21 protein-coding genes are annotated in these 25,975 nt (G+C 71.2%); 14 read left to right on the forward strand and 7 right to left on the reverse strand.

All coding sequences use genetic code 11. From position 1 onward, the window contains the following. Positions 1-105: 105 nt before the first annotated feature. Positions 106-1,047, forward strand: a complete 942-nt coding sequence (locus EDF53_RS02810) for a hypothetical protein (RefSeq protein WP_148058253.1) — start codon at positions 106-108, stop codon at positions 1,045-1,047. Positions 1,048-1,107: 60 nt separating this feature from the next. Here EDF53_RS02810 and EDF53_RS02815 read toward each other — a convergent pair whose 3' ends face one another. The 5 genes from EDF53_RS02815 to EDF53_RS02835 form a co-directional block, all read right to left on the reverse strand. Further along, entirely contained in the window at positions 1,108-1,785 is a 678-nt protein-coding gene (locus EDF53_RS02815) for an ABC transporter ATP-binding protein (RefSeq protein WP_111084468.1), read from the reverse strand. Positions 1,786-1,919: 134 nt separating this feature from the next. Continuing rightward, positions 1,920-3,479, reverse strand: coding sequence for an ABC transporter permease (locus tag EDF53_RS02820; protein WP_123292116.1), 1,560 nt, complete (start codon positions 3,477-3,479; stop codon positions 1,920-1,922). A 129-nt stretch (positions 3,480-3,608) separates the two neighbouring features. Next, positions 3,609-4,319 (reverse strand): glycosyltransferase family 2 protein, encoded by a 711-nt coding sequence (locus EDF53_RS02825; protein ID WP_185020915.1) that lies wholly within the window; start codon positions 4,317-4,319, stop codon positions 3,609-3,611. Beyond that, the gene (locus tag EDF53_RS02830; protein WP_123292118.1) at positions 4,316-5,674 is read right to left on the reverse strand and encodes a bifunctional PIG-L family deacetylase/class I SAM-dependent methyltransferase; all 1,359 of its coding nucleotides are present in this window, start codon (positions 5,672-5,674) and stop codon (positions 4,316-4,318) included. Before EDF53_RS02830 ends, EDF53_RS02825 begins: the two co-directional genes overlap by 4 nt. Continuing rightward, positions 5,668-6,705, reverse strand: a complete 1,038-nt coding sequence (locus EDF53_RS02835; RefSeq protein ID WP_123292119.1) for an acyl-CoA/acyl-ACP dehydrogenase — start codon at positions 6,703-6,705, stop codon at positions 5,668-5,670. The genes EDF53_RS02830 and EDF53_RS02835 overlap by 7 nt, the downstream gene beginning before the upstream one ends. Before the next feature lie 104 nt (positions 6,706-6,809). On the opposite strand from EDF53_RS02835, the gene EDF53_RS02840 reads away from it, so the two are divergent. The 5 genes from EDF53_RS02840 to EDF53_RS02860 all read left to right on the forward strand — a co-directional run bounded on the left by EDF53_RS02840 (position 6,810) and on the right by EDF53_RS02860 (position 11,490). Then, a complete protein-coding gene (locus tag EDF53_RS02840) occupies positions 6,810-7,550 on the forward strand; it encodes a response regulator transcription factor (RefSeq protein ID WP_017888661.1) in 741 nt (246 codons plus the stop codon). Further along, a complete protein-coding gene (locus EDF53_RS02845) occupies positions 7,547-9,058 on the forward strand; it encodes a cell wall metabolism sensor histidine kinase WalK (protein ID WP_123292120.1) in 1,512 nt (503 codons plus the stop codon). The genes EDF53_RS02840 and EDF53_RS02845 overlap by 4 nt, the downstream gene beginning before the upstream one ends. Positions 9,059-9,324: 266 nt before the next feature. Beyond that, positions 9,325-9,840 carry a 50S ribosomal protein L10 gene (gene rplJ, locus EDF53_RS02850; RefSeq protein ID WP_123292121.1) on the forward strand — a complete coding sequence of 172 codons (516 nt, stop codon included), beginning with the start codon at positions 9,325-9,327 and terminating at the stop codon, positions 9,838-9,840. Between the two features lie 51 nt (positions 9,841-9,891). Then, positions 9,892-10,272, forward strand: a complete 381-nt coding sequence (rplL, locus tag EDF53_RS02855; RefSeq protein ID WP_017888664.1) for a 50S ribosomal protein L7/L12 — start codon at positions 9,892-9,894, stop codon at positions 10,270-10,272. Between the two features lie 300 nt (positions 10,273-10,572). Further along, complete coding sequence (locus tag EDF53_RS02860; protein ID WP_123292122.1) at positions 10,573-11,490, forward strand: type IV toxin-antitoxin system AbiEi family antitoxin domain-containing protein; 918 nt, start codon at positions 10,573-10,575, stop codon at positions 11,488-11,490. A gap of 172 nt (positions 11,491-11,662) precedes the next feature. Here EDF53_RS02860 and EDF53_RS02865 read toward each other — a convergent pair whose 3' ends face one another. After that, the gene (locus EDF53_RS02865) at positions 11,663-13,087 is read right to left on the reverse strand and encodes an amino acid permease (RefSeq protein ID WP_123292123.1); all 1,425 of its coding nucleotides are present in this window, start codon (positions 13,085-13,087) and stop codon (positions 11,663-11,665) included. 159 nt (positions 13,088-13,246) lie between these two features. Here EDF53_RS02865 and EDF53_RS02870 point away from each other — a divergent pair, with 159 nt between their 5' ends. From EDF53_RS02870 to EDF53_RS02900, 7 genes are all read left to right on the forward strand, one after another. Beyond that, positions 13,247-15,121: an ABC transporter ATP-binding protein gene (locus EDF53_RS02870; RefSeq protein ID WP_123292343.1), complete on the forward strand. Its 1,875-nt coding sequence runs from the start codon at positions 13,247-13,249 to the stop codon at positions 15,119-15,121. Positions 15,122-15,454: 333 nt separating this feature from the next. After that, positions 15,455-17,695, forward strand: coding sequence for an adenylate/guanylate cyclase domain-containing protein (locus tag EDF53_RS02875; protein WP_123292124.1), 2,241 nt, complete (start codon positions 15,455-15,457; stop codon positions 17,693-17,695). Then, positions 17,692-19,125 (forward strand): mechanosensitive ion channel domain-containing protein, encoded by a 1,434-nt coding sequence (locus tag EDF53_RS02880; protein WP_123292125.1) that lies wholly within the window; start codon positions 17,692-17,694, stop codon positions 19,123-19,125. Before EDF53_RS02875 ends, EDF53_RS02880 begins: the two co-directional genes overlap by 4 nt. A gap of 10 nt (positions 19,126-19,135) precedes the next feature. After that, positions 19,136-20,500: a cystathionine beta-synthase gene (locus EDF53_RS02885; RefSeq protein ID WP_123292126.1), complete on the forward strand. Its 1,365-nt coding sequence runs from the start codon at positions 19,136-19,138 to the stop codon at positions 20,498-20,500. Between the two features lie 14 nt (positions 20,501-20,514). Then, positions 20,515-21,660: a cystathionine gamma-synthase gene (locus tag EDF53_RS02890; RefSeq protein ID WP_123292127.1), complete on the forward strand. Its 1,146-nt coding sequence runs from the start codon at positions 20,515-20,517 to the stop codon at positions 21,658-21,660. Between the two features lie 113 nt (positions 21,661-21,773). After that, entirely contained in the window at positions 21,774-23,174 is a 1,401-nt protein-coding gene (locus EDF53_RS02895; RefSeq protein WP_123292128.1) for an MFS transporter, read from the forward strand. A 31-nt stretch (positions 23,175-23,205) separates the two neighbouring features. Continuing rightward, positions 23,206-23,778, forward strand: a complete 573-nt coding sequence (locus EDF53_RS02900) for a substrate-binding domain-containing protein (RefSeq protein WP_185020916.1) — start codon at positions 23,206-23,208, stop codon at positions 23,776-23,778. 102 nt (positions 23,779-23,880) lie between these two features. Here EDF53_RS02900 and EDF53_RS02905 read toward each other — a convergent pair whose 3' ends face one another. Next, entirely contained in the window at positions 23,881-24,462 is a 582-nt protein-coding gene (locus EDF53_RS02905) for a TetR/AcrR family transcriptional regulator (RefSeq protein ID WP_165901107.1), read from the reverse strand. Between the two features lie 225 nt (positions 24,463-24,687). Between EDF53_RS02905 and EDF53_RS02910 the strand changes: the two genes are divergently transcribed. Beyond that, the gene (locus tag EDF53_RS02910; RefSeq protein WP_123292131.1) at positions 24,688-25,944 is read left to right on the forward strand and encodes a multidrug effflux MFS transporter; all 1,257 of its coding nucleotides are present in this window, start codon (positions 24,688-24,690) and stop codon (positions 25,942-25,944) included. Positions 25,945-25,975 lie beyond the last annotated feature (31 nt).

The raw sequence follows: 25,975 nt of genomic DNA on the forward strand, positions 1-25,975 counted from the left end.
CAGCTCCAGCTCCAGCTCCGCGAAAGCGACAGATTCCCGGCGAACATCGCCGGGAATCTGTCGCTTTCGCGTTCCGGTCCGTGCCGCCCGGGCAGGATGGGGCGCATGAGTGGAGCGCGCGGGCGGCAGCTGCTGCCAGGACAGACCAGCCGGGTGCACGTGTACGACGTGGCGTCGCGGACATCGCGGCTGGTGTTCGAGTCGAGGACGGTGCTCGTCGAGGCGCCGAACGTGCTCGACGACGGCACCCTCGTGCTGAACGGGAACGGCGACCTGTGGCTGCTGCCGCTCGCCGACGGCGCACAGGTCCTCGACGAGACCGCGCTCGTCCCGGTGCCGATGCCGGGCGTCCCCGAGATCAACAACGACCACGTGCTCGACCCCTCGGGCAAGTCGGTCGTGGTGAGCGGCCGCGACGGGGACCTCTACCGTGTCCCGGTGCCGGCCGGGGGAGCGGCCGCGACCCTCACCGACGTCACCACCGCGCTGCCGGTCGTCCGGAAGTTCTACCTGCACGGCATCGCCCCGGACGGAGACACCCTCGCGGCGATCGTCGGGGAGCGCACCGAGGCGGGCGTCTGGACCACCGACGTCGCACTCGTCGACCCCGCCACCGGCGACCCGACGTTCCTGACCCGCGACGAGCACCCCGACGACGGTGTCTCGTTCGCGGGCGAGATGCTCGTGTGGAACTCGGAGCGGTTCACGCCGGGCACCGCGCAGCTCGTCGCGCTCTGGCCGGGGGCGACCGACCCGGTCCGGATCACGAACGACGACCGGGTGAACTGGTTCCCGCACGTCTCGCCGGACGGGGAGCACCTGCTCTACCTGTCCTACGAGCCGGGGGTGCAGGGCCACCCGGCCGACCACCGCGTGGAACTGCGGCGGCTGCCCGGGGTGCTCGTCCGCGGCGCCCGGATCATGCCGGTGCCGGAGACCCTCGTCGTGCTCGACGGCGGCCAGGGCACGGTCAACGTCCCGCCGTGGTCCCCGGACTCCCGCTGGTTCGTCTACTGCGACTACCCCGTGGGTCGAGACTCGGTCTGAGCGACAGTCCTCGGGCTCGTGGCCACGAGGACTGTCGCCCACCGCGAGACTCGGGTCACCTCAGACCTCGCGCACCTGCCCCTGCTTGAGGTGCAGGCGACGCTCGGCCCGCTTCGCCACCCACGAGTCGTGCGTGACGATGACGACCGTCAGCCCGCGTTCCTTCCACTGCTTCTCGATGAGCCCCATGATCTCGTCGCGGGTGCCCTCGTCGAGCGCGCCGGTCGGCTCGTCCGCCAGCAGGACGCTCGGGTTCTTCACCAAGGCACGGGCGATCGCCACGCGCTGCTGCTGCCCGCCGGAGAGCTCGGCCGGCAGGTGCTCCATCCGCTCGCCGAGCCCGACCTCGCGGAGCGCCGCCGTGGCCCGCTCGCGGATCTCCGAACGTGCCCGGTTCGCGAGCGACCCCGCGAACGCCGTCTCGACGTTCTCGAGCGCCGTCAGCGTCGGGATGAGGTTGAAGCTCTGGAACACGAAGCCGATCTCGGTCGCCCGCAGGTCGGTCAGCGCACGGTCGCCGAGCTTCGCCACGTCGCGGTCGCCGCCGAGGTGGATCGAGCCGGCCGTCGGCCGGTCGAGCGCCCCGAGCATCTGCAGCAGCGTCGACTTTCCGCCGCCGGTCGGCCCCTGGATCGCCACGAGCTGTCCCTGCGGGATCGTCAGGTCCACGTTCGTCAGGGCGGTGACGGTGCGGTTCTTCTGCTTGTACGTCTTGCTGACGTTGGTCAGCCGGTACATCGGACTGGAGGCGCGGCTCGCCTCCGCCTGGCCGGGTGCGGTGTCGGTGCTGGTCACGGTCACTCCTTCTGGTCGCGTGCTCGGGGTCGGTGCGGGGCCGGCGGTCGGCACCGCGCCCGTGGCGGGGCCGGGCATCAGGCCACGCTCCGCAGGGCCTCGGCCGGACGGAGCTTGCTCGCGCGCCAGCCGCCGAGTGCGCCGGCGATGAGGCCACCGAGGATCGCGAGGCCGATCGCCAGCAGGATCACCTCGACGGTCACCGGGGCGTGCAGGACCACGTCGGTCGTCGACGCGGTGCTCGCGCCGCCGCCGAAGCCACCGGCCGGGGCACCGCCCGTCGTGCCGCTGCCCGCGGCCGCGGTCGCCGCGCCACCGGGCATGGCACCGCCGCCACCCGCGCCGCCGCCACCGGTCGTGCTCGAGGCGCTCGCCGAGATGGTCGGGCTGATGATGTTCACCACGAGGATGCCGATCAGACCAGCTGCTGCGCCGAGGACACCGCCGATGAGGCCCTGCACGAGCGACTCTCCGGCGACCTGCCGGGTGATGCGGCCGTTCGACCAGCCGATGGCCTTGAGGGTGCCGAACTCGCGGGTGCGCCTCGTGACGCCGGAGATCGTGAAGAGGATCGCGATGAGGAACGCCGCCGCCAGCACCACGATCGACAGCCAGGTGCCGAGGTTCGAGACGAGGCTCGACGCGGTGCTCAGCGAACCGGAGACGCTCGACGCCAGGTCGGACTCGGTGGAGACCGTGGCGGTGGTGAGCTTCTGCTGCAGGGCGGTCTTGATCGCGCTGACGTCCGACGAGGACTCGGCGGACACGTAGATCGAGGTGACCTTGCCGTCGAGGTCCGCCAGTGCCTGCGCGGTGTCGAGGGGGATGTAGGTGTTCGAGCCGGTCGTCGACGACGAGCCGGTCGAGGTGACGATGCCGATGACCTCGAAGTCGGTGCCGCCGATGTCGACGGTGTCGCCGACCGCCTTCGACTCGCTCTTCGCGTAGGACGCGTCCAGCACGACGACGTCCTTGCCCGCGTCCTTCGCGGTGAACGTGCGGCCCTTGGTGAGCTCGGTGCTGGTCAGGGGGCCGACGGCGTCGCCGGAGACCGGGATGCCGGTCACGGTGAACGAGTCGACGTTGAACGAGCCGCCGCCGAAGCCGCCGCCCTGGCCGGAGTCGCCACTCGGCGGGCCCTGCTGGGTGGAGCTGTCCGTGCTGCTGCCGTCGGAGCTGCTGCTGTCCGTGCTGCTGCCGTCGGTCGACTGCTGGACCTGCCCCGAGAACGTGCTGTTCTCGAGGGTCAGGACACCGGTCGCCGCCTTGACGCCGTCGGTGCCCGTCACGGTCGTGAGGTTCGCGGCGCTGAGCGTGCTCGTGCCGCGGGCGACGGCGAGCCGTGACTGCGACAGGTCGGTCGAACCGCTGCTGTCGCTGTCGTCACCGCTCTGGCTGCCGAAGTCGAAGCTCGGCCGACCGGAACCCGACGCGCTCGGGGTCGTCGTCTTCGTGACGGTGATGTCGGTGCCGACGCCGTACACGGACTGCAGGACGCTGGACTGTGCCGCCTTCACGCCGCCCGCGATCGAGGACACGATGACCACGAGGGCGATGGCCAACGCCATGCCGATCGCGATGATGACGGTCTGCTTCTTGCGGTTCGTGAGTTCGCGCCTGAGGTACGTCAGGAACATGGTTCTCCTCGGTGGTGGCCGGCTGGGGTCACCGGCCGCGCAGAGCGCACGGCGGGGCCGACGGAGGAGAACGTAGGCAGCCGGTCAGTGGCCGCCCCATCGGCAGCCTATGAGCTGTCTAAGGGGCCCTCAGCTCGCGTCGCCGTACTCCCGGCGCAGGTGCTCCGCGTAGCCGCCGGGCGTCCGGCCGGCGAACCGACCACTCGTCACCACCGGCAGGTCGATCGTCGCATCGACGCGGAACCCCATCGCGTGCGCCCGCTCGACGAGCCGGACGTCCTCGTGCTCGGGGACGGGGTCGAACCCGCCGAGCGCCAGGTACGCCGATGCCAGCACGCCGAGGTTCGCGCCGTGCACGTGCCCGAGCGCGGCACCGGGCGGGTGCGCCTGCGTCCACCGGGCGAGCACGACCGGGTCCAGGTCGTCCGGGTCGGGGACGACGGCGCCGACGAGCACGTGCGCCCCGGACCGGAGGGCGTCGGCCTGCTGGACCAGCCAGCCCTCCGGCACCCGCGAGTCCGCGTCGGTGTGGGCGAGCCAGCGGGACGCCGGGTCGGCGGGGTGCTGCCGGAGCGCGTGCGTGGCCCCGATGGTGCGCGCCCGACCGACGCCGACGTGGGCGGTCGCGACGACGTCGACGGGGAAGCGCTCGACGACCGTCGCCGTGTCGTCGGTGCAGCCGTCGAGCACGACCGTCACCGAGACCGCCACGTCGGGGTGTTCCCCGGCGAGTCGGGCGCGGGCGGCGAGCAGGGCGTCGAGGCAGGCGGCGATGCGGTCCTCCTCGTCGTGGGCGGGCAGCACGACGTCGATCCGCGTGACGCCGGAGGGCGCGGTCACCGGACGAGTCCCTCGGCCCGTGCGACCGACACGACGCCGGGGCCGGGCAGGACGCTCAGCACGAAGTCCGGTTCGACGTGGCGGACGAGCGCCGGTCGTGGCCACCGTTCCGCGAGCCGGGCGTCCACCGCGTCACCGCTCGACACCGCCTCGTCGTCGGGGTGGCGCCAGTGGCAGGAGACCAGCACGCCGTCGTCGTCGAGCGACGCCAGCACCCGGTCGATCGTCTCGTCGAGGTCGGCGGGGGACAGGTAGTAGCCCACCTCGGACATCACGACGAGGTCCCACCGACCCGTCGGCCACTCGGAGGGCAGCGAGGCCTGCACGAACCGGGCCCTCGGCGCACGGACGGCAGCCCGGGCCAGCGGTGCGGCCGAGATGTCGGTGCCGAGCACGGCGTCGGCCCGTTCGGCGAGCGCTGCGGTGAGGACGCCCGTGGCGCAGCCGAGCTCGAGCGCGGACCGGTACCGCTCGCGGGGGAGCGCGGCGAGCGTCACCGCCCGCTTGCGGCGTTCGTACCAGGAGCGCTCGAAGTCCCAGCCCTCCGGCTTCCGCTCGTAGTGCGCGTCGAACGACTCCCGCGAGCGCGACGCCGTCGGCTCCGGCACGAAGAACCACTCGGTCGACCGCAGGTGGTGCGCGGCGTGCCGGTCGTCGATGATCGCCTCGTCCCCGGCGGCACCGGACAGCGGGCGGACCTGCGAGGCGTAGGCGTCGAGGGCGGCGCGTTTCCGCTCCCGGACGGCGTCGGCCAACGGCAGGACCCGGGCTCGGTCCCACGGCTGTGCGGACGCGGACGGGTCGTCCCAGTGCCACGCCCAGATCGGGTACGTCAGCAGCGACACCCCGGCGGCCTCGGCGGTGACCGCTTCGGCGACCTCGCCCGCGATGCGGTGGTCCCGGTGACCGTCCCCGCGCCACGGCGCCACCACGAGCGTCGGCCGCGCGGCGTCGTCGAGCGCTCGCCGCAGGGCGTCGGCGACCTCGTCCCGGTGCTCCCGCGTCCCGCCGTCGGGTATCCCGACCGACGACGCCGTGGCCCCGGGGTGCAGCGTGGCAAGGGCCCGGGTGAACTCGTCGTCGCGCACGGTGGCCAGCTCCGACGCCGTCGTGGTGGGTGAGTCCGGGTGCGAGCGCTCGCCGCGGGTGAGGAGCACGACGTGGGTGGGGAGTCCCGCATCGGCTGCGGTCGCGATGAGCCCGCCGGCACCGAGGGTCTCGTCGTCGGGGTGCGGCGCGAGGACGACCACGGAGCCGATGCCGTCCAGGTCGACGGGTGCGGCCGACCGTGTGTCGAGGAACGGCGTCCACACCGCGGGGTCGGTGCCCGGCTCGCGGTGGTCGAAGCTCACCACGCGACACCGCCGCGCTCCGTCACGATGCGGCCGATCCGGGCGAGGTCACGGGCCCCGTGGTCCTGCAGCACGTAGAGCTCGAGGTCGGCGACCCGCGCCGCGACCGCGGGGTCCGAGGTCAGGGGAGCCGGGCCGACGGTGGCGACGACCCGCTCGCGCACGGCGTCCACCGCTCGGCGCACCCGGGAGCGCACCGTCTGGGCGAGCAGCGGCCAGTCGGCGTCCGGAGCATCGGCGGCCTCGGACCGGTCGATCCGGGCGGCGGCGTCGGCGAGGACGTCCTCGGCGTCCGCGAGGTCGAGCACGGTCGCACCGAGCGCGGCCTGCAGCAGTTCGGACTCCGGGTGGGCCGCGGCCAGCGCGCGCAGGACCCTGCCGAGGCCCACCGCACCGCCCCACCAGCACGCGGCGACGCCGATGCCGCCCCACGCGAAGCCCGGTCGCTGCAGGTACCAGCCGGGTGCGCCGACGAGCCGTGCCGTGGCACCGTCGAAGTCCACCGGGCCGCTCGGCACGTCGGGCAGGCCCCGGGCGACCCAGGCCTCGTCGTGCGCGGTGACGCCGTCCTGGCGCAGGTCCACGGCGACGAGGACACGGTCGTCGCCGGCGTGCGCGGTCACCAGCGCGTGCGACAGCGTCGACGCGAGGGAGCACCACGGCTTCGTGCCGGTCAGGAGCGCCGTGCCGTCGTCCTGGAGCGCGGCCTCGAGGCGGAGCCCCGGGCCCTCGGCGGCGAAGACGCCCCAGGTCGAGTCGGCGGGGACCGGCACGTCGGCCTGCTGCAGGATGCCGAGCGCGTCGAGGTGCGGCTCGACGGTGCGGGCGGTCGCGACGTCGCCCGCGGCGACGGCGGCGAGCGTGGCGAGGAACCCGCCGGCGGTCCCCGCGGACAGGAGCGGGGTGGTGGTGGCGAGCGTGCGCGCGGCCGTCAGACGGTCTGCCGGGCTCGAGCCGGGCCTCCCGGCCGTCTCCTCGATCCCCGCGGTGTCGACGTGCTTGGCGGACGGTGGCCAAGCGGAGGATCGCAGCATCCCCCCAACCTACGAAGGAGCGGCCGAGTGCACTCGGAGCGATCCACAGAGCGCGGAGGGGCGGCCCACAGACAGCTCATAGGAATTCCTCGATACTCGAAGACGTGACCATCTCCCAGCCTGCAGCAGCCCCGCGCCTCACGCGTGCCGACGGAACCCCGTTGCGCATCCTGGTCGTCGACGACGAAGCCAGCCTCACCGACCTGTTGTCCATGGCGCTCCGCTACGAGGGCTGGGACGTGAAGAGCGCGAACGGCGGGCAGGACGCCCTGACGACGGCGCGGGAGTTCAAGCCCGACGCGATGGTGCTCGACGTGATGATGCCGGACCTCGACGGCCTGCAGGTGCTCAGCCGGCTGCGGCAGAACAACGACGACACCCCGGTGCTGTTCCTCACCGCGAAGGACTCGGTCGAGGACCGCGTGACCGGGCTCACCGCCGGCGGCGACGACTACGTCACGAAGCCGTTCTCGCTCGAGGAAGTGGTGGCGCGACTGCGGGGCCTCATCCGCCGCTCGCAGATCTCGATCTCCGAGGCGGGCGACTCCCGCATCGTCGTCGGCGACCTGGTGCTCGACGAGGAGTCGTACGAGGTGCACCGTGCCGGCCGGCCGATCGAGCTGACCGCCACCGAGTTCGAGCTCCTCCGGTTCCTGATGCGCAACCCCCGTCGTGTGCTGTCGAAGGCGCAGATCCTGGACCGCGTGTGGTCGTACGACTTCGGCGGCAAGTCCTCGGTCGTCGAGATCTACATCTCGTACCTGCGGAAGAAGATCGACGCCGGCGAAACCCCGATGATCCACACGGTGCGCGGCGTCGGGTACGTCATCAAGCCCACCTCGTGACCCTCCGGCGCCGGCTCGTCCTGAGCATCGTCGCCCTCGTCGTCGCCGTCAGCGCGGTGATCGGGGCGGCGAGCATCATCGCGCTCTCCTCGATCCAGACCAACGCGATCGACAAGCAGATCACGGGCGCCACGCACCGCGCGCAGCGGTACCTGCAGCAGAACGAGTCGGGTCAGCCCGGCATCGACCTCACGCGGCTGTCCGGGCAGGCTGCCGGGACACTGACCGCGTACTTCGTCGACGGGCAGGTCGTCATCGCGAACGTGCTCGACGAGTACGGGCGCCCGGGCGGGATCACACAGTCGAGCGTGGCGGCACTCGGCACGGTGCGCGTCGGTGCCGATCCGACCACGGTCGACCTCGGCTCCGGCATCGGCCGCTACCGGATCACGGCAGTGGACGTCGGTCCCGCCGTGCTGGTCGTCGGACTGCCGATGGCGTCGGTCTACGACAGCGTCTGGAAGCTGTTCTGGGTGGTCGTCATCGTCGTCGGCACCGCGCTGCTCGCCGCGTCGATCGTCGCCGCCGTCGTGGTCCGGCGTTCGCTCCGCCCGCTCGAGCGCGTCGCCGAGACCGCCTCGACCGTGGCACGGATGCCCCTCGACCGCAGTGACGCCCTGGACGGCGTCCGCGTGCCCGACACCGACCCCCGCACCGAGGTGGGCCGGGTCGGCAGCGCCTTCAACCGGATGCTCGGGCACATCGGCAGCGCGATGCAGGCCCGGGAACGCTCCGAGCAGAAGGTCCGGCAGTTCGTCGCCGACGCCTCGCACGAGCTCCGCACCCCGCTCGCCTCGGTGCGCGGGTACGCCGAGCTCACCCGTCGGATGGGCGGTGACCTGCCGAAGGACGTCGTCTACGCGATGAGCCGCATCGAGTCCGAGTCGATCCGGATGACGTCGATGGTCGAGGACCTGCTGCTCCTCGCCCGCCTCGACGAGGGGCGCGAGATCCAGTTCGACGAGGTCGACCTGACCGGCCTCGTGCTCGACGCCGTCAACGACGCCCACGCGGCATCGCCGGAGCACGTCATCGAGATCGACGTGCCGTCCTCACCCGTCGTGGTCGTGGGGGACGCCGCGCGCCTGCACCAGGTGATCGTGAACCTCGTCACCAACGCCAGGACCCACACACCAGAGGGCACCCGCATCACCGTGGGCCTCGCGCCGTCGCCGTCCGGCCCCGGCGTGGACCTGACCGTGCGGGACACCGGCCAGGGCATCGACCCGGAGTTCCTGCCGAAGCTGTTCGAGCGGTTCGCCCGAGCCGACAGCTCCCGGTCGCGCACCGTGGGGTCGACAGGGCTCGGGCTCGCGATCGTGGACGCGGTCGTGCAGGCGCACGGCGGCAGCGTCGAGGTGGCGAGCGTGCCGGGCGACACCGTGTTCACGGTGCACCTGCCGGTGGATCCGTCGGCTGCGGCGGAGTCGGAGTCGGCCGCGTCGGCCGCTGCTGCGGTGTCCGCTGATTGGTCGGGGACGCCCGCTGCGGTGGACGCGACCCACTGACGCTGGGGAGGTGCGGGGCGGGCCCGCACCGCGCCTCCCGTCCGCCGTTTGGTCTCGTCCACGGCATCTGCTACTGTTCTCGAAGCCAAAGACCGCCGGATGTCGTGCTGCGTGCATCATGACCGAAGGTCCTCACTCGTGAGGCATCCCGCGCAGGTGTTCCGAACCACTCCCACCATCTGGTGAGAGCAGCTCCGAGCCTCTGCGCCGGAGCTTTTTTCGTTCGTGGACCTGGGGCTACCGGCAAGAAACCCCCAAGGAGAACCATGGCGAACAAGGAAGCTGCGGTCGCCGAGCTCACGGAGTCCTTCCGTAGCTCGAACGCCGTTCTGCTCACCGAGTACCGCGGTCTCACGGTCGCGCAGCTCAAGGAGCTCCGCAACTCGATCCGTGAGCACGCCACGTACGCCGTGGTGAAGAACACGCTGACCAAGATCGCGGCGAACAACGCCGGCATCTCCTCGTTCGACGAGGAACTCGCCGGTCCGTCCGCTCTCGCCTTCGTCCACGGTGACACCGTCGCCGTCGCGAAGTCGCTGCGTGCATTCGCCAAGGCGAACCCCGAGCTCGTGGTGAAGGGCGGTTACTTCGACGGTAACCCGCTCACCGCGACCGAGGTGGACAAGCTCGCCGACCTCGAGTCCCGTGAAGTTCTGCTCGGCAAGCTCGCCGGCGCCTTCAAGGCCTCGCTGTTCGGTGCTGCGTACCTGTTCCAGGCCCCCCTCTCGCAGGCCGTCCGCACCGTGGACGCCCTTCGCGAGAAGCAGGAGTCCGCGGCCTGATCAGGCTCGCGTTCCACAACCACACGTATTACTGAGTAGTAGGAGAAAATCATGGCGAAGCTTTCGCAGGACGAGCTCATCGAGGCCTTCAAGGAGCTCACGCTCATCGAGCTCTCGGACTTCGTGAAGAAGTTCGAAGAGGTCTTCGAGGTCACCGCTGCTGCCCCGGCCGCTGCTGCCGCTCCGGCCGCCGCTGCCCCGGCCGAGGCCGCTGAGGAGAAGACCGAGTTCGACGTCATCCTCAAGTCCGCTGGTGACAAGAAGATCCAGGTCATCAAGGAGGTCCGTGGCCTGACGTCGCTCGGCCTCGGTGAGGCGAAGGCGCTCGTCGAGACCGCCGACGCCAAGATCCTCGAGGGTGCGAACAAGGAGACCGCCGACAAGGCGAAGGCGACCCTCGAGGCCGCTGGCGCCACGATCGAGCTCGCGTAGTCTCGACCGTTCGGTTCACGAAGGCCGCTGCCCCTCGGGGTGGCGGCCTTCGTCGTTGCCGGGGGTGCGGGGCTGTGCGGGTGGTGCGGGTGCGGGTACGGCCCGAGTGGCGCTTGCGCCAAAGCGACAGAGTGGCGCCAACTGTTCGCGGGATTCTGTCGCGATGGCAGCACATTCAGTCGGGGACTGCTGAGATCTGTCGCTTTGGCAGGACACTGTTGACCGCCGGGAGGCGCGGCGGTTGTCCACAGATCGGCTCAGGCTCCTGAGACCGGTCGTCTGGAGCGACAGTGTGCTGTCATGCATCCCGCCAACGCCATCGAGATCCTCCGCACGAACGACCTCGACCGGGCTGGCGCCCGCCATCTCCAGCGACGGCAGCGGGCTGGCGAGCTCGTGCGCGTCCGGCATGGCGTCTACGTCGAACGTGCGCAGTGGGAGGCTCTGGACGGTCGCTCTCGACACCTCGTCCGGATGCGGGCCGTCATCCCGTTGCTCCGGTCCGACGCGGTGTTCGCGCTCGACTCGGCTGCTGCGGTGTTCGGTCTGCCACGACTCGATCCGTGGCCCGATCGTGTCCAGGTCGTCGACGCCGGGCTCGAGCACGATCGGCACCGGGTGGGCCTGACCGTCCATGCCGGTGCGCCCGAACGATCGGGAAAGCTGTTCCACGGTGTCCCGTTCACCGCGCTGGCGCAGACCACCGTCGAGAACGCTCGGCGTGGCACCCTCGCCGATGCCGTCGTGGGGCTCGACCACGCGTTGCGGAGCGGTGTCGAACGCGGGGAGCTCGAGCGTCTGTGCGTTGCCGGAGGTCCGTGGGGCGCGGCCCGGCTCGAGCAGGCCCTGACGATCTGTGATGCACGCCACGAGTCGGTCGGGGAGTCGTACTTGGCCGTCCGCGCTGCCGAGTTGCACTGTCCGGACTGGGAACCCCAGCACGAGTTCCGCTCACCGGACGGCCGTGTCGACCGTGTGGACTTCTGGCTGCCACGCCAGGGCATCGTCGTGGAGTTCGACGGTCGACAGAAGTACGAGGACCCCGGGATGCTCGGAGGGAAGACCGGCGCTGAAGCCGTGTGGACCGAGAAGCAGCGTGAAGACCGTGTCCGGGGTCGATCAGAGGTGAACGGCTTCGTCCGTGTCTACTGGGAGCACGTCGTGGCACCAGAACGGCTCCGGTCGCTGTTCCGACAGCACGGCGTGCCGTGCCGTTGATGGCGATCGCGCGCGGGAGTGCGGAGTTCAGACCCTCCGTGCTGCCAGAGCGACACTTTTTGCCGGAGACGAGCCGGGCCTCCTGGCAGAGCGACAGATGTTCGCGAACTGTTGGCGGCACCCTGTCGCTTTGGCGGAGGGGGGCGCGGCCAGCGCCGGAGGGCGGCGCGGGTCAGCGCAAGGTGCTGTGACGGCGGCCGTAGGCCAGGTAGAGCACGGCGCCGACGACCATCCAGATGCCGAAGGCGATCCACGTCGTTGCGCCGAGGAACACCGCCAGGAGCACGCAGCTCAGGGCGCCGAGGATCGGCACGACGGGGAACAGCGGCACGCGGTACGAGCGCTCGAGGTCGGGCTGCGAGCGACGGAGCACGATGACCGACACGTTGACGAGCGCGAACGCGACGAGGGTGCCGATGCTCGTGGCGTCGGCGAGCTCGCCCAGGGGGACCAAAGCGGCGACGATCGTGACCGCGATGCCGATGATCAACGTGTTCGCGATGGGGGTGCCGGTGCGCCGGGAGACCCGACCGAAGACCTTCGGGACCAGGCCGTCGCGGGCCATGGTGAGCAGGATCCGCGTCTGGCCGTAGAGCACGGTCAGCACCACGCTCGCGATCGCGATCACCGCGCCGATCGAGAAGACCAGTGCGACGAGCGGCTGACCCGTGACGTCGACCACGATGCGGACGAGCGAGGCCTCGGACGACGAGAAGTCCGTCCACGAACGGGCACCGATCGCGGCGATGGCGACGAGGATGTAGAGCGCCGTGATGAGCGCGATCGAACCGATGATCGCCCGGGGGAGGTCGCGGCGGGGGTTCTTCGCCTCTTCGCCGGCGGTGGAGGCGGCGTCGAAGCCGATGTACGAGAAGAAGAGCCTGGACGCGGCGGCGGTCACCCCGGCGGCACCCATCGGCGCGAGCGGTTCGAAGTTCTGCGCCTGGAAGGCCGCGAAGGCGACGACCACGAAGAACACGAGCAGTGCGATCTTCACGACGACCATGACGGTGTTCACCCAGGCGCTCTCGCGGGCACCGGGGATCAGGACGACGGTGGCGAGCAGGACCAGGACGGCCGCCGGCAGGTTCACGACGCCGCCGTCGCCCGGAGGCGCGGACAGTGCTGTCGGCAGGTGTAACCCGAACACGCGCAGGGTCTCGTCCACGTACTCGCTCGCGCCGACCGCGACCGCGGCCACCGAGACGGCGTACTCGAGGACGAGGCACCATCCGCAGACCCACGCGATGCCCTCGCCCATGGTGGCGTAGGTGTACGAGTAGCTCGACCCCGAGGTCGGGACGGCTCCGGCCATCTCGGCGTAGGACAGTGCCGAGAGCAGGGCCGCTATCCCGGCGACGACGAAGGAGATCCACACGGCGGGACCCGCGAGCGGCACGGCCGTGCCGAGCACCACGAGGATGCCGGTCCCGAGGGTCGCGCCGACGCTGATCATCGTCAGGTGCCAGACACCGAGCGACCGGCGGAGCGGTTCGCCGTTGACGCCGACGGCCGCCTCGGACTGCAGTTGCTCGATCGGCTTGCGGCGGGCGAGCTGCTGGCGGAGGGACGTGGGACGGGACGGCGCGGACGTCATGGGACCTCGGTGGTGCGGGGGCGGGGACGGCACATGCTCGCACGCCCCCTGAACGGGGTCAAATACGGCCGTCGGACTGCACCGCGGAACGGCGGTCGTCGAGCGCGCGCCGATGTCCGACCGCGGGGATACGGTTGCTGCATGAGCATGGGCGGCGGGATGCGCGGGGGCGGCGGTGGCGGTGGTCCGCGCGGCGGCGGCCGGATCTCCAGCGGTGACTTCCGTGCGCAGAAGGCCGCCAACGCCGAAGCGCCGAAGATCCCGCACCTGGTGAAGCGGATCGCCGGGCTGTTCGTCCCGCACCGGCGGTCGATCATCCTGACGGTCGTCCTCGTCCTGATCGGCGCGGCGATCTCGGTGATCCCGCCGCTGTTGACGCAGCAGGCGTTCGACCGGGGCCTGTTCCCACCCTCCGGCAGCCCCGACGTCCCGGTGCTGGTCGAGCTCGTGTCGGCGATGGTGTTCCTCTGGATCGCGAGCGCCGGGGTGGGCGTCTGGCAGACCTACCTGACGGCGACGGTCGGCAACAAGGTCATGGGCGCCATGCGGATGCGCCTGTTCGGGCACCTGCAGCGCATGGAACTCGCGTTCTTCACCCGCACGAAGACCGGTGTCATCCAGTCCCGCCTGCAGAACGACGTCGGCGGCGTCGCGAGCGTGCTGAACAACACGATCTCGTCGGTGCTCGGCAACACCGTCACGGTCATCGCCGCCATCGTCGCCATGCTGTTGCTGAGCTGGCAGATGACCCTGGTCGCGGTCGTGCTGCTGCCGTTGCTCGTCATCGCGCAGCGTCGGGTCGGGCAGGTCCGTGCCCGCATCGCCGGGCAGACGCAGGAGTCGCTGTCCGACATGACGGCGATCACGCAAGAGGCACTGAGCGTCTCCGGCATCCTGCTGGCCAAGAGCTTCAACCAGCAGCGCAGTGAGACCCGCCGCTACGGGGACGAGAACCGCAACCAGATCCAGTTGCAGGTCCGCCAGCAGATGTCCGGGCAGTGGTTCTTCGCGATCGTGCAGATCTTCCTGTCGATCATCCCGGCGATCATCTACCTCGTCGCAGCCTGGCTGATCATCGGCGACGTCCCGATCACCGCCGGCACCATCGTCGCGTTCACGACGGTGCAGTCGCGCTTGCTGTTCCCGACGGTCGGACTGCTCCGGGTGGTGCTCGACCTGCAGACCTCCGGAGCGCTGTTCGCTCGGATCTTCGAGTACTTCGACCTGAAGCCCGCGATCACCGACTCGCCCACGGCGAAGCCCGTCGACGACACCATGGTCGGTCACGTCGCGTTCGACGATGTGACGTTCACGTACCCGGACGGCGAGGCCGACAAGCCGACGCTCCGCGGGGTCTCGTTCGACCTCCGACCCGGGCAGTTCGCTGCCTTCGTCGGTCCGTCGGGTGCGGGCAAGACCACCGTGTCGTACCTGGTGCCACGGTTGTACGAGGCGACCGAGGGTTCCGTGAGGTTCGCCGGACAGGACGTCCGCGACCTCGTGCACGAGGACCTCATGCGCCACGTGGGGATCGTCAGCCAGGAGACGTACCTGTTCCACGCGACGATCGGCGACAACCTGCGCTACGCCAAGCCGGACGCCACCGACGACGAGGTCGAACGAGCGGCACGGGCGGCGAACATCCACGACACGATCGCCTCGTTCCCGGACGGCTACGACACCGTCGTGGGGGAGCGCGGGTACCGGCTGTCCGGTGGCGAGAAGCAGCGGATCGCGATCGCGCGGGTGCTCCTGAAGGACCCGCCGGTGCTCGTGCTCGACGAGGCCACGAGCGCGCTGGACTCGATCTCGGAGCGCGTGGTGCAGACCGCGCTCGACACGGCCGCCGCGGGGCGCACCACCATCTCGATCGCACACCGGCTGTCGACGATCCGGGACGCCGACGTCATCTTCGTGCTCGACCACGGGCGGATCGTCGAGCAGGGGACGCACGACGAACTCCTCGCGCTCGACGGCACCTATGCGCTCCTGCACCGGCAGCAGAACACCCCGGCGGACGCCGTCGAGCGCTGAGCCGGCCGGCCGGCGCCGGCGCCGGTGCGCACGGACCGACCGGTGCCAGCGTGCGCGGCGCGTGCGCGGAACGGACAGGTGACCCGACGGCGGACGGGAGGCCCGTGACGGGGCCGCAGCGCGCCTCCCGTCCGACCGCCCGCGTCTCCAGCCCGCGTCTCCAGCCCGCGTCTCCAGCCCGCCGTCTCCGGCCCGCCCCGCGACAGGTGTCGCGAACGCGACCACCGAGGTCACGAAGCCGCAACGAACGTCGGATACCTGACACGAGTGTTGCTCGCGTGGTACCTGTGGTTGACGCGCGCGCGCACCCAGCCCTCCTGAGCGGAGTTCGAAGTGACTGCAGTCCCACCGACGTCCGACACCAGCAGCCCCGGTCCCGACCCGATCCCCCCGGCGACGGACGCGCAGACGGGCGGTCCTCGCGTCGTCGAGGACGCACCGCGCAGGAAGGGCAAGCTCCGGGCCTTCCTGACGAGCGGCTCACTCGACATCCAGTCGAAGCTCCTGGTGATGCTGCTCGCCGTGAGCATCATCGCGGCACTGGTGGTCGGCGTCGTCGGGTACCTGAACGGTCGTGCCTCGCTCGAGGCCGCAGCGCTCAACCAGGTGACGTCGCTGCGCGAGGCCCGGATCACCGAGCTGAAGCGGTCGTTCGACCAGTTCACGCAGACGGTCGTCGCGCAGACCCGCAACGAGAGCGTGATCGGCGCGACCAAGGCGTTCTCGGCCGGGTGGGACGACCTGCGCGACCGTCCGGTGTCCGACGCCGACCACACGAAGGTCGACGCCTGGTACGCGGACACCTTCGTCCCGCAGCTCGACGCGCGGAGTGGCGGCTCGGCGAACCCGGACCAGTTCGCGCCGACGACCGATCCGCAGGCGTACCTGCAAGCCCGGTACACGGCGCCCTTCGACGACTACGACCAGGCCGCGCAACTCGACGACGCCGGTGACGGCAGCAAGTGGTCCGAGGCGCACGCCGAGTACCAGCCGTACTTCCGCCAGGCGGTCGAGTCCGCCGGTTACGAGGACCTGCTCCTCATGGACACCGACGGCGACGTGACGTACTCGACCTACTCCGGGGCGGACCTCGGTTCCAACCTGCAGGACGGCCCGTACCGCGACTCGAACCTGGCGAGCGGGTACGAGGAGGCGCTGCAGCTGACCAGTGCGGACGACTTCGTGGTGACCGACTTCGCCCGGTACGCACCGAGCCTGAACGTCCCGACGCTGTGGGTGATGTCCCCGGTGGCCGACGACGGCAAGATCATCGGCGTGCTGGCCGTGCAGGTGCCGGTGGACCTCATCAACCAGGTCATGACGGGCAACCAGGACTGGGCCGACGACGGGCTCGGCGACACGGGGGAGTCGTACCTGGTGGGGGCCGACCACCTGATGCGGTCCTACCCACGCCAGCTGCTCGAGCACCCGAAGCAGTACCAGCGCGACGTGATCGCCGCGGGGACCGCACCCGGCACGGCCGCGCGACAGATCGCCGTGAAGGGGTCGGTGCTCCTGCAGGAGGTCAACACCACCCCGGTCAGCCTGGCACTGCAGGGCAAGTCGGGCACGGTGATCTCGAACGACTACCGGGGCAAGGAGGTGTTGTCCGCGTACGCGCCGCTCGAGGTGGACGGCCTGCGCTGGGTGGTCGTGGCGCAGATGGACACCGCCGAGGCCTTCGCGCCGGTGAACGACTTCGCCCGGAACATCGGATTGTCCCTGGTCGCCATCATCGTCCTGGTGAGCCTGCTGTCGCTGCTGCTGGCGCAGGTCTTCGTCCGCCCCATCCGCCGACTGCAGACCGCAGTGAACCGGGTCAGCAGCGGCGATCTCGGCGTCGAGGTGAAGACGAAGGCCGGCGACGAGATCGGCGACCTCGGGCTCGCCTTCAACGACATGAGCCGGAGCCTGCAGGTGAAGCAGGACCTGCTCGACGAGCAGCGGCGGCAGAACGACACCCTGCTCCTGACGCTCATGCCGGAGGAGGTCGCCCGGCGGTACAAGCAGGGCGACGAGACCATCGCCTCGGACCACCAGGACGTCGCGGTCGTCTACGCGGACATCATCGGGTACGACGACTTCGCCGCCGGCCTGACGGCGGAGGAGTCGCTGTCGCTGCTCAACGACCTGTGGCGGTCCCTCGACGAGGCCGCTGGTCGGCACGGCATCGAGCGGGTGCGCACGACGCGCAGCGGCTACCTGGCCAGCTGCGGTCTGAGCGTCCCCCGCGTCGACAACGTCCGGCGGGTGGTCGACTGGGCGGAGGAAGCACAGGGTGCACTCGAGCGGTTCAACGCCCAGCACGGTTCGAAGGTCGGGCTGCGCGCGGGCATCGACACCGGCCAGGTGACGAGCGGTCTGGTGGGTCGTTCCAGCATCGTCTACGACATGTGGGGCGATGCCGTCAGCCTGGCGTACCGGGTGCAGGGCATCGCGCCCGCGCCCGGTGTCTACGCGACGCAGCGGGTGATCGACAAGCTCGGTGACCGCGGTGGCGTGCAGGACGTCGGGACGGTGCAGACCCAGACCGGTCCGCAGAAGGTCTGGAAGCTCGAGCGGGTGGCGTCGTGACCGCGTTCTGGGAGCAGTCGTGGTTCTGGCCGTCGATCAGCGTGATCGTCGGGTTGCCGCTCCTGCTGCTCCTGCTGACCGAGGTGCAGTCGAGCCTCGAGCGTCGGCACAACCCGATGTCGAAGGTCGTCGCGCTGCTGCGCAACGCCGTCGTCCCGGTCATCGCGATCCTGGTCCTGTCGGTGCAGGTGACCGACGCGGTCGACCCGGGTCGGCCGGTGGTCAGCCAGGTCATCGCGACCGTGCTCGGCTTCCTGCTGATCGTCTTCGTGCTGAACGGGCTGAACATCCTGATGTTCACGAACGCTAGGAAGGGGACGTGGCGCGAGAAGATCCCGTCGATCTTCGTCGACATCGCCCGCGTCATCTTGGTGGCGATCGGCCTCGCGGTGGTGTTCCGCATCGTGTGGGGGACCGACATCGGCGGCATCTTCACGGCGCTCGGGGTCGGGTCGTTCGTGATCGCCCTCGCGTTGCAGACCGCCGTCGGGCCCATCGTCGCCGGCCTGTTCCTGCTGTTCGAACAGCCGTTCCGCCTCGGCGACTGGCTCGACATCGGCGGCACGCGCGGCCGGGTGGTCGAGGTCAACTGGCGATCGGTGCACGTCGACACCGGCGAGGGCATCCTGATCACCCCGATCGGATCGTTGGCCGGGGCGTCGTTCACGAACCTCAGCCGCACCGGTGGCACGTTCCCGGTGTCGACCGACGTCACGTTCACGACGGACGATCCACCCGCCGCCGTGGTCGCCCTGCTCGAGCGGGTCGCCAGCGGTCTCCCGCAGCTGTACACCGGGACGCGACCGACGGCGGTGCCTGCGGGCGGTGCGGCGTACACGGTGTCGTTCCAGGTGCGCGGCCCGTCCCAGGAAGCCGACGCGCTCGCCCAGTTCCGGATGTGGCTCTGGTACGCCGCTCGTCGCGCCGGACTCGGGCTCGACGGCGACACCACCGACGACTTCGTGACGGACGCCCGCCGCGACGAGGCGCTCGCGGCCATCGCCGCGACGCTGTACCTGAGCGGGGACGACAGCGTCGCACTCGCCCCGGTGGTGCGCCTGGAGCGCTACGCCGCCGGCGAGGTCATCCACCGGGTGGGGACCGTGCCGGACGCGGTCCGGTTCGTCCTGTCCGGCAGCGTGGACCTCCGGGTCCCGTTCGAGGACGCCGAGTTGCCGGCGACCCGCGTCGAGGCCGGCGACTACGTCGGACAGACGGCGTTGACCCGGGAGGCGCTGCTCACGACCGCCACGGCGCTCACCGAGGTCTCGGTGCTGGTCATCCCCGCCACGGCGCTCGACCAGATCGTCCGGTCCACCCCGGCGCTGGCGCGCGACATGGGCGACGTGATCGACCGTCGACGCGCCGAGGTGTCCGCAGCGGTGTCCGCGCACGTCGCATCCCAGCAGAACGCGGTGACGGCGTCCTAGACTCGGGCCCGTGCGTTACGCGAACTCCGTGGTCGACCTCGTCGGCGACACCCCGCTCGTCAAGCTCAACCGCGTCGCCGAGGGGGTGCGCGCGACCGTCCTGGTGAAGGTCGAGTACCTCAACCCCGGTGGGTCGTCGAAGGACCGCATCGCCACGCGGATCATCGACGCGGCCGAGGCCTCCGGTGACCTGCGACCCGGCGGGACGATCGTCGAACCCACCTCGGGCAACACCGGCGTCGGGTTGGCCCTCGTCGCCCAGCAGCGCGGCTACCGGTGCGTGTTCGTGCTGCCGGACAAGGTCGGCGAGGACAAGCGCAACGTCCTGACCGCGTACGGCGCCGAGATCGTCGTCACGCCGACCGCGGTGCCGCCGGAACACCCGGAGTCGTACTACTCGGTGTCCGACCGGCTCGTCCGCGAGATCCCCGGCGCCTACAAGCCGAACCAGTACGCCAACCCGAACGGGCCGCGCAGCCACTACGAGACCACCGGTCCGGAGATCTGGCGCGACACCGAGCAGCAGATCACCCACTTCGTCGCGGGCGTCGGGACGGGCGGCACCATCTCGGGCACCGGGCGCTTCCTGAAGGAGGCATCCGACGGCCGTGTCCGCATCGTGGGGGCCGACCCCGAGGGCTCGGTCTACTCCGGCGGCACCGGCCGGCCGTACCTGGTCGAGGGTGTGGGCGAGGACTTCTGGCCGACCGCGTACGACCCCGAGGTGCCGGACGAGATCATCGCGGTGTCGGACGCCGACTCGTTCGCGATGACCCGCCGCCTGGCGCGGGAAGAGGGCCTGCTCGTGGGCGGGTCCAGCGGGATGGCGGTCGTCGCAGCGCTGCGGGCCGCCCGCGACCTGACCGAGGACGACGTCGTCGTGGTGCTGCTGCCCGACGGCGGTCGCGGCTACCTCGGCAAGATCTTCAACGACCGGTGGATGCGCTCGTACGGCTTCGCCGAGACCGACGAGGCGCGCACCGTCGGGTCGCTCATCGCCGGCAAGGACGGCCGTCTGCCCGACCTGGTGCACGCGCACCCGGCGGACACCGTGCGCGAGGTCGTCGACATCATGACCAAGTACGGGGTGTCCCAGATGCCCGTGCTCAGCGCGGAACCGCCGGTCGTCATCGGCGAGGTCATCGGGGCCGTCGCCGAGAAGGACCTGCTCGAACAGGTCTTCACCGGTGCCGCGAAGATGACGGACGCCCTGACCGGTTTCGTGGGCGAACCGCTCCCGTTGATCGGCGTGGGCGAGTCCGTGTCCGCAGCGCGTCGAGCCCTCGAGACGGTGGACGCCCTGCTCGTCGTCGAGGACGGCAAACCGGTCACGGTCCTGACCCGCCACGACCTCCTGACCTACCTCTCCGAGTAAGGAACGCAGCCAGCATGACCGAGTTCAGCACCCGCGCCGTCCACGCCGGCCAGGAGCCCGACGGCCCCACCGGCGCCGTCATCCCGCCGATCCACCTGACGTCCACCTACGTGCAGGACGGCATCGGCGGGATGCGGAACGGCTACGAGTACTCCCGTGCCGGCAACCCGACGCGCGACTCCCTGCAGACGCTGCTCGCCGACCTGGACGGCGGCGTGGCCGCGTACTCCTTCGCGTCCGGTCTCGCGGCCGAGGACGCCCTGCTCCGGGCGGCGCTCCGTCCCGGGGCCCGCGTCGTGATGGGGAACGACGTGTACGGCGGGACCCACCGTCTGGTCAGCCGACTGCACGTACCGTGGGGCGTCGAGCTCGTCGTCGTCGACATGAGCGAGCTCGACCAGGTCCGGGCCGCGCTGCAGGGCGCCCCCGACGACACCGTGCTCTGGGTCGAGACGCCGACCAACCCGCTCATGAAGATCGCCGACATCGCCGGACTCGCGACCCTCGGGCACGAGGCCGGTGCACTCGTCGTCGTGGACAACACCTTCGCGTCGCCGTACCTGCAGCAGCCGCTGTCGCTCGGTGCCGACGTCGTCGTGTACTCGACGACGAAGTACCTGGGTGGCCACTCCGACGTCGTCGGTGGGGCCGTCGTGCTCGCCGACCAGGAGCTCGCGGCGAAGGTGCAGTTCCTGCAGTTCGGCGCCGGTGCGATCTCGTCGCCGTTCGACGCCTTCCTGACCACCCGCGGCATCAAGACCCTGGCGGTCCGGATGGAGCGGCACTCCACGAACGCACAGGCCGTCGCCGAGGCGCTCGTCGCAGCGCCGGGCATCGAGCGCGTCTACTACCCGGGGCTCACCGACCACCCGGGGCACGACGTCGCCGCCCGCCAGATGCGCGGGTTCGGCGGGATGCTGTCCGTCGCACTGTCCGGCGGCCCGGACGCGGCCCGACGCTTCGCGGAGTCCACGGAGCTGTTCGCGCTGGCCGAGTCGCTCGGGGGTGTGGAGTCGCTCATCGGGTACCCGAGCGAGATGACCCACGCCTCGGTGAAGGGCACGGAGCTCGCGGTGCCCGAGAACGTGGTGCGGCTGTCCGTCGGCATCGAGGACGCGGGCGACCTGATCGCGGATCTGCAGCAGGCGCTGACGCGCTGACGCGGACCTGCAGCAGGCGCTGACGCGGACCTGCAGCAGGCGCTGACGCGCATCGCGCGTGGTCCGCGCCCCGCGACGTCGGCGGTGTCGCCCCTCGCCCCTACGATGAGCGGGTGAGCACCACGGCGACGAGGACGGGCCTGCTGAGCGGGCGGTACGCCCTCGCGACGATCGGCATGGTCGCCATCGTGGGCGTCGCGGCGTTCCAGAACCTGGCGATGACGACGATCATGCCGGTGATCAGTCGCGACCTGGACGGCGAGGCCCTGTACGCCCTGGCCTTCGCGGCACCGCTCGCGGCCGGGGTGCCCGGCATGGTGCTCGCCGGCAACTGGACCGACCGCGCGGGCGGCCGGATCGTCGCCTGGGTCTCCGCGCTGCTGTTCGCCGTCGGGACCGCCGTGGTCATGCTCGCGCCGACGATGGAGGTCTTCCTCGTCGGTCGACTGGTCGAGGGCTTCGGTGCCGGCGCGATCGACGTCGTGCTGTATGTGCTCGTCGCCCGGATCTTCCCCGCCGAGCTGCACGGACCGGTGTTCGCCGGGTTCGCGGCCGCGTGGGTGGTCCCGGCGCTCATCGGCCCGGCGATCGCCGGCATCGTCACCGACACCTGGAACTGGCACTGGGTCTTCGCGGGGGCGCTCGTGATCGCCGTGGGTGCGTTCACCGTGCTCGTGCCGACGCTCGGACGGCTGCAGGCACCGGCGGTCGAGCTGCGGCCGCCGTGGCAGCGGATCCGGATCGGGTGGTCGGTCGCCGCGGCCGTGTCGATCCTGCTGCTCAACCTCGCGCCGGACCTGACCCCGTGGGGGATGGTGGCCGCGGTCGTGGTCGGCCTGGTCGGGACGTGGTTCGCGCTGCGCCCGCTGCTGCCGACCGGCACCTTCCGCGCCGCTGCCGGACTGCCGTCGGTGGTGCTGCTGCGCGGGCTCGTGGCGGCGTCGTTCTTCGGCAGCGAGGCGTACGTGCCGTTCCTGCTGCAGGCGAAGCACGGCCTGTCCGCATCGGCAGCGGGGCTCGCGCTGACCGTCGCCGCGCTCAGCTGGGCGGCCTCGAGTTGGGCGCACGGTCGGCTGGGGGAGCAGCGCCTGGCCGCACGTCGGACCTTCGGTGTCGGACTCGTGCTCGTCCTGGTGAGCCTGCTGGCGGCCTTCGCGGTGGCGACGCTCGACCTGCCGTGGTGGGTGCTCGTCGCCGGCTGGTTCGTCGGCGGCGCGGGCATGGGGGCGATCTACCCGCGGACGTCGATGCTCACCCTGCGGTTCTCGGGCGAGGGCGACGACGGCTTCGCGAGCTCGGCGCTCACCATCGCCGACGCCGCGGGCAGCGTCATCGGCCTGGCGGTCACCGGGCTGCTGTTCACCGCGACCGGCGGCGCCGAGGGCGCGGTGTCCTTCCCACTGGTCTTCGCGGCGATGATCTGCTTCGCCGCACTGGCGATCGCCGCGGTCCGGCGGCTCGGACCCGTCCCCGCGCCGGTGTCGTCGGCGTCGCCGGACCGCGCAGCCGGGTAGCGTGGAAGACCGGACCGAAGAGGAGACACCCGTGGTGCGCATCGTCGCTGCAGCCGTCGTCCTGACGGCCGCCCTCGCGTTGGCCGGCTGCCAGGGCACGACCTCCGCTGCGCCCACGCCGGTGCAGAGCACGGACCTGACCAGCTCCGACGGCGGCTTCGACAAGCAGGCCGTCATCGGCGTCGTGCTGGTCGACGACGACGCGGGCCTGGGCGAGGACCTGCGGACCGGCCTGTCCGATGCCGGGTTCCGTCCCGACGTCCGGGTCGCACCCGCGTCCGGCGCGGCGGCGTCCCAGCGGACCGCGGTCGCCCAGCTCGTCCGCAAGGGCGCCAAGGCCCTGCTCGTGCACGCGGCTCGGCCGTCCGCGCTCACCGGGGTGATCCAGACCGCGCACGACGCCGGTGTCGTGGTGGTGTCCCTGGGCGATCCGCTGCCGGCGAGCGGTACCGGCGGCGACGGTGTGTCGGCCGACTACCGGGTGCCCGCAGCGGCGGACGACGCAGACCTGGCGGCCACCGCGGTCGAGGTCGTGCAGTCGTTGCAGCGCGGCGAGAAGCCGGAGACCGAACCGAGCGACGGCGACTCGACCGACGCCGAGTGAGCCGAGGCGAGCCGTGCCACCAGGCCGGTCAGCGCAGCGCCACCAGGCCGGTCAACGCCGTGCCACCAGGCCGGTCAGTGCCGTGCCACCAGGCGGCTCAGCTCAGCTCCACCAGGCCGGGAACGACAGCGTGATCGTCTCGACCAGCGCCTTCCGCGACCGTCGGGGCCCGGCGAGCCACGCTTCGATCGCCCCGACGAAGCCCTGCGCGACGTAGCCGGCGGCCACGTCGTCGAGGAGCTCCGGGCGGCGGTCGGTGTCGAGTTCGCGGATGTGCAGGGCACTCGACTCGGTGAAGTGGCCCACGAGCAGCCGGTGCAGTGACGCGTCGTTCGGGTCCGGCAGTGCCTTGGCGTAGATGTCGCGGTGGGTGGTCACGTGCTCGACGACCGCGTTGATGCCCCGCCGTGTGATGGTCGCGAGCTCGGCCGCGTCGGCCCCGCGGGCGGCTGCGGCCCGTCGGTCGTCGGCGTCGTCCTGCCGGATGCGGTCGAGCTCCGGCGTCAGCACGTCGGCGAGCAGCGATCCGGGGGAGACCGCGTGCGAGTAGAACGTCGCGCGGTTGATGCCGGCGGCACGGGTGACGTCCGCGACGGTGATCTCGGAGACGGGGCGGTCGGCCGCCAGTCGCAGGATCGCTTCGCGCAGGGCGGCGGTCGTGTGCAGGATCCGGGCATCCACCATGACGCCCACCCCCTTCTGATCCGGTTCACCCGGAGGCCCCCGAGCAGTCCGACGGTACCGCATGGCACGGGATCGGCACGCTGACGGCGGGTGGCAACACGCGGGCAATCCGAGCCGACGGCATCGGGAGCGCTCCCGCGGCCCGTAGGATGGTTCCGCGGACGAATCGATTCGATCGACGCCGCGATCACCTCCCCGCCCCTCACCGCCGAAGGACTCCTGCTCGTGACCGCGCCCGCCACCACCGGTTCGCTCCGGGTCGTCCTGCACCCCGGAGACTCACTCTCCCGTGGGCAGCGACTCGTCTACGTCTTCGTCCTGGGCGCCCTGACGGCGCTCGGGCCGTTCACGATCGACCTGTACCTGCCGGCGTTCCCGGCGATCAAGGAGCAGTTCGGCGTCACCGACGGCGCCGTGCAGCTGACGCTCACGGCGACGACGCTCGGGTTCGCGTTCGGGCAGCTGCTCGTCGGTCCGTGGAGCGACAAGGTCGGCCGCCGGCTGCCGCTCATCATCGCGACGACGGTGCACATCGCCGCGTCGATCGGCGCGGCGACCGCTCCCGACATCGAGCTCCTCGCGGTGTTCCGCGTGCTCCAGGGCATGGGCGCGGCCGCCGGCGGTGTCGTCGCGATGGCCACCGTCCGCGACCTGTTCGGCGGCAAGCCGCTCGTCCGGATGCTGTCCCGCCTGGCGATGGTGAACGGGCTGGCGCCGATCCTCGCGCCGCTCATCGGCTCGCAGATGCTCCAGTTCACCAGCTGGCGCGGCATCTTCGTGTTCCTCGCCTGCTACGGCCTGGCCGTGGTGATCGCGTCGATCCTGCTCATCGTCGAGACCCTGCCCCCGGCCCGTCGCCGCGAGGCCGGCCACTCCACGATCGGTCAGCGGTACAAGGCGCTGTTCTCCGACCGGATCTTCGTGGGGGTCGCGCTCATCGGGGCGATGGTGTTCAGCGGGTTGTTCTCGTACCTCAGCTCGTCGCCGTTCCTGTTCCAGGGCGTCTACGGACTCGACGCTCAGCAGTACGGGCTGCTCTTCGCGGTGAACTCGGTGGGCGTCGTCCTCGGTGTGCAGATCTCCGCGCGGTTGGCGCAGCGCGTCGGGCCGCAGTGGATCCTGGCGTGCTCGACGGCGACCCTGTTCCTGGCGTCGATCGCGATCATCGTGCTCGACCAGCTCGGTGCGGGGCTCGTGGGCGTGCTCGTGCCCCTGTGGTTCTTCATCGCGGCGTGTGGGTTCTCGTTCCCCCTCGTCCAGGTCATCGGCCTGGCCGCGCACGGCAAGGAGGCCGGTACGGCGGCGTCGCTGCTCGGCGCCCTGAACTTCGGCGTCGCCGGCCTGATCTCGCCGATCGTCGGTTGGCTCGGCATCACCGCCGCGACCCCGATGGCGATCGTGATGGCCTCGACCTCGGTGATGGCCATCCTGATCCTGTGGTTCGTGGTGCGGCCCCGGATGGTCCCCGAGCTCACGCACTGACGGGTTCTCCACAGCTGCCCGGATCAGCCGG

It is taken from the genome of Curtobacterium sp. PhB78 (assembly GCF_003751685.1).
Taxonomy (GTDB): domain Bacteria; phylum Actinomycetota; class Actinomycetes; order Actinomycetales; family Microbacteriaceae; genus Curtobacterium.

Excerpts from the sequence above, each read along its gene's own strand:
- rplL (WP_017888664.1), top strand. The coding sequence starts at position 9,892 with ATGGCGAAGCTTTCGCAGGACGAGCTCATCGAGGCCTTCAAGGAGCTC.
- EDF53_RS02870 (WP_123292343.1), top strand. The coding sequence starts at position 13,247 with ATGCGCGGGGGCGGCGGTGGCGGTGGTCCGCGCGGCGGCGGCCGGATC.
- EDF53_RS02905 (WP_165901107.1), bottom strand. The coding sequence starts at position 24,462 with ATGGTGGATGCCCGGATCCTGCACACGACCGCCGCCCTGCGCGAAGCG.
- EDF53_RS02890 (WP_123292127.1), top strand. The coding sequence starts at position 20,515 with ATGACCGAGTTCAGCACCCGCGCCGTCCACGCCGGCCAGGAGCCCGAC.
- EDF53_RS02835 (WP_123292119.1), bottom strand. The coding sequence starts at position 6,705 with ATGCTGCGATCCTCCGCTTGGCCACCGTCCGCCAAGCACGTCGACACC.
- EDF53_RS02820 (WP_123292116.1), bottom strand. The coding sequence starts at position 3,479 with ATGTTCCTGACGTACCTCAGGCGCGAACTCACGAACCGCAAGAAGCAG.
- EDF53_RS02810 (WP_148058253.1), top strand. The coding sequence starts at position 106 with ATGAGTGGAGCGCGCGGGCGGCAGCTGCTGCCAGGACAGACCAGCCGG.
- EDF53_RS02865 (WP_123292123.1), bottom strand. The coding sequence starts at position 13,087 with ATGACGTCCGCGCCGTCCCGTCCCACGTCCCTCCGCCAGCAGCTCGCC.
- EDF53_RS02815 (WP_111084468.1), bottom strand. The coding sequence starts at position 1,785 with ATGTACCGGCTGACCAACGTCAGCAAGACGTACAAGCAGAAGAACCGC.
- rplJ (WP_123292121.1), top strand. The coding sequence starts at position 9,325 with ATGGCGAACAAGGAAGCTGCGGTCGCCGAGCTCACGGAGTCCTTCCGT.
- EDF53_RS02860 (WP_123292122.1), top strand. The coding sequence starts at position 10,573 with ATGCATCCCGCCAACGCCATCGAGATCCTCCGCACGAACGACCTCGAC.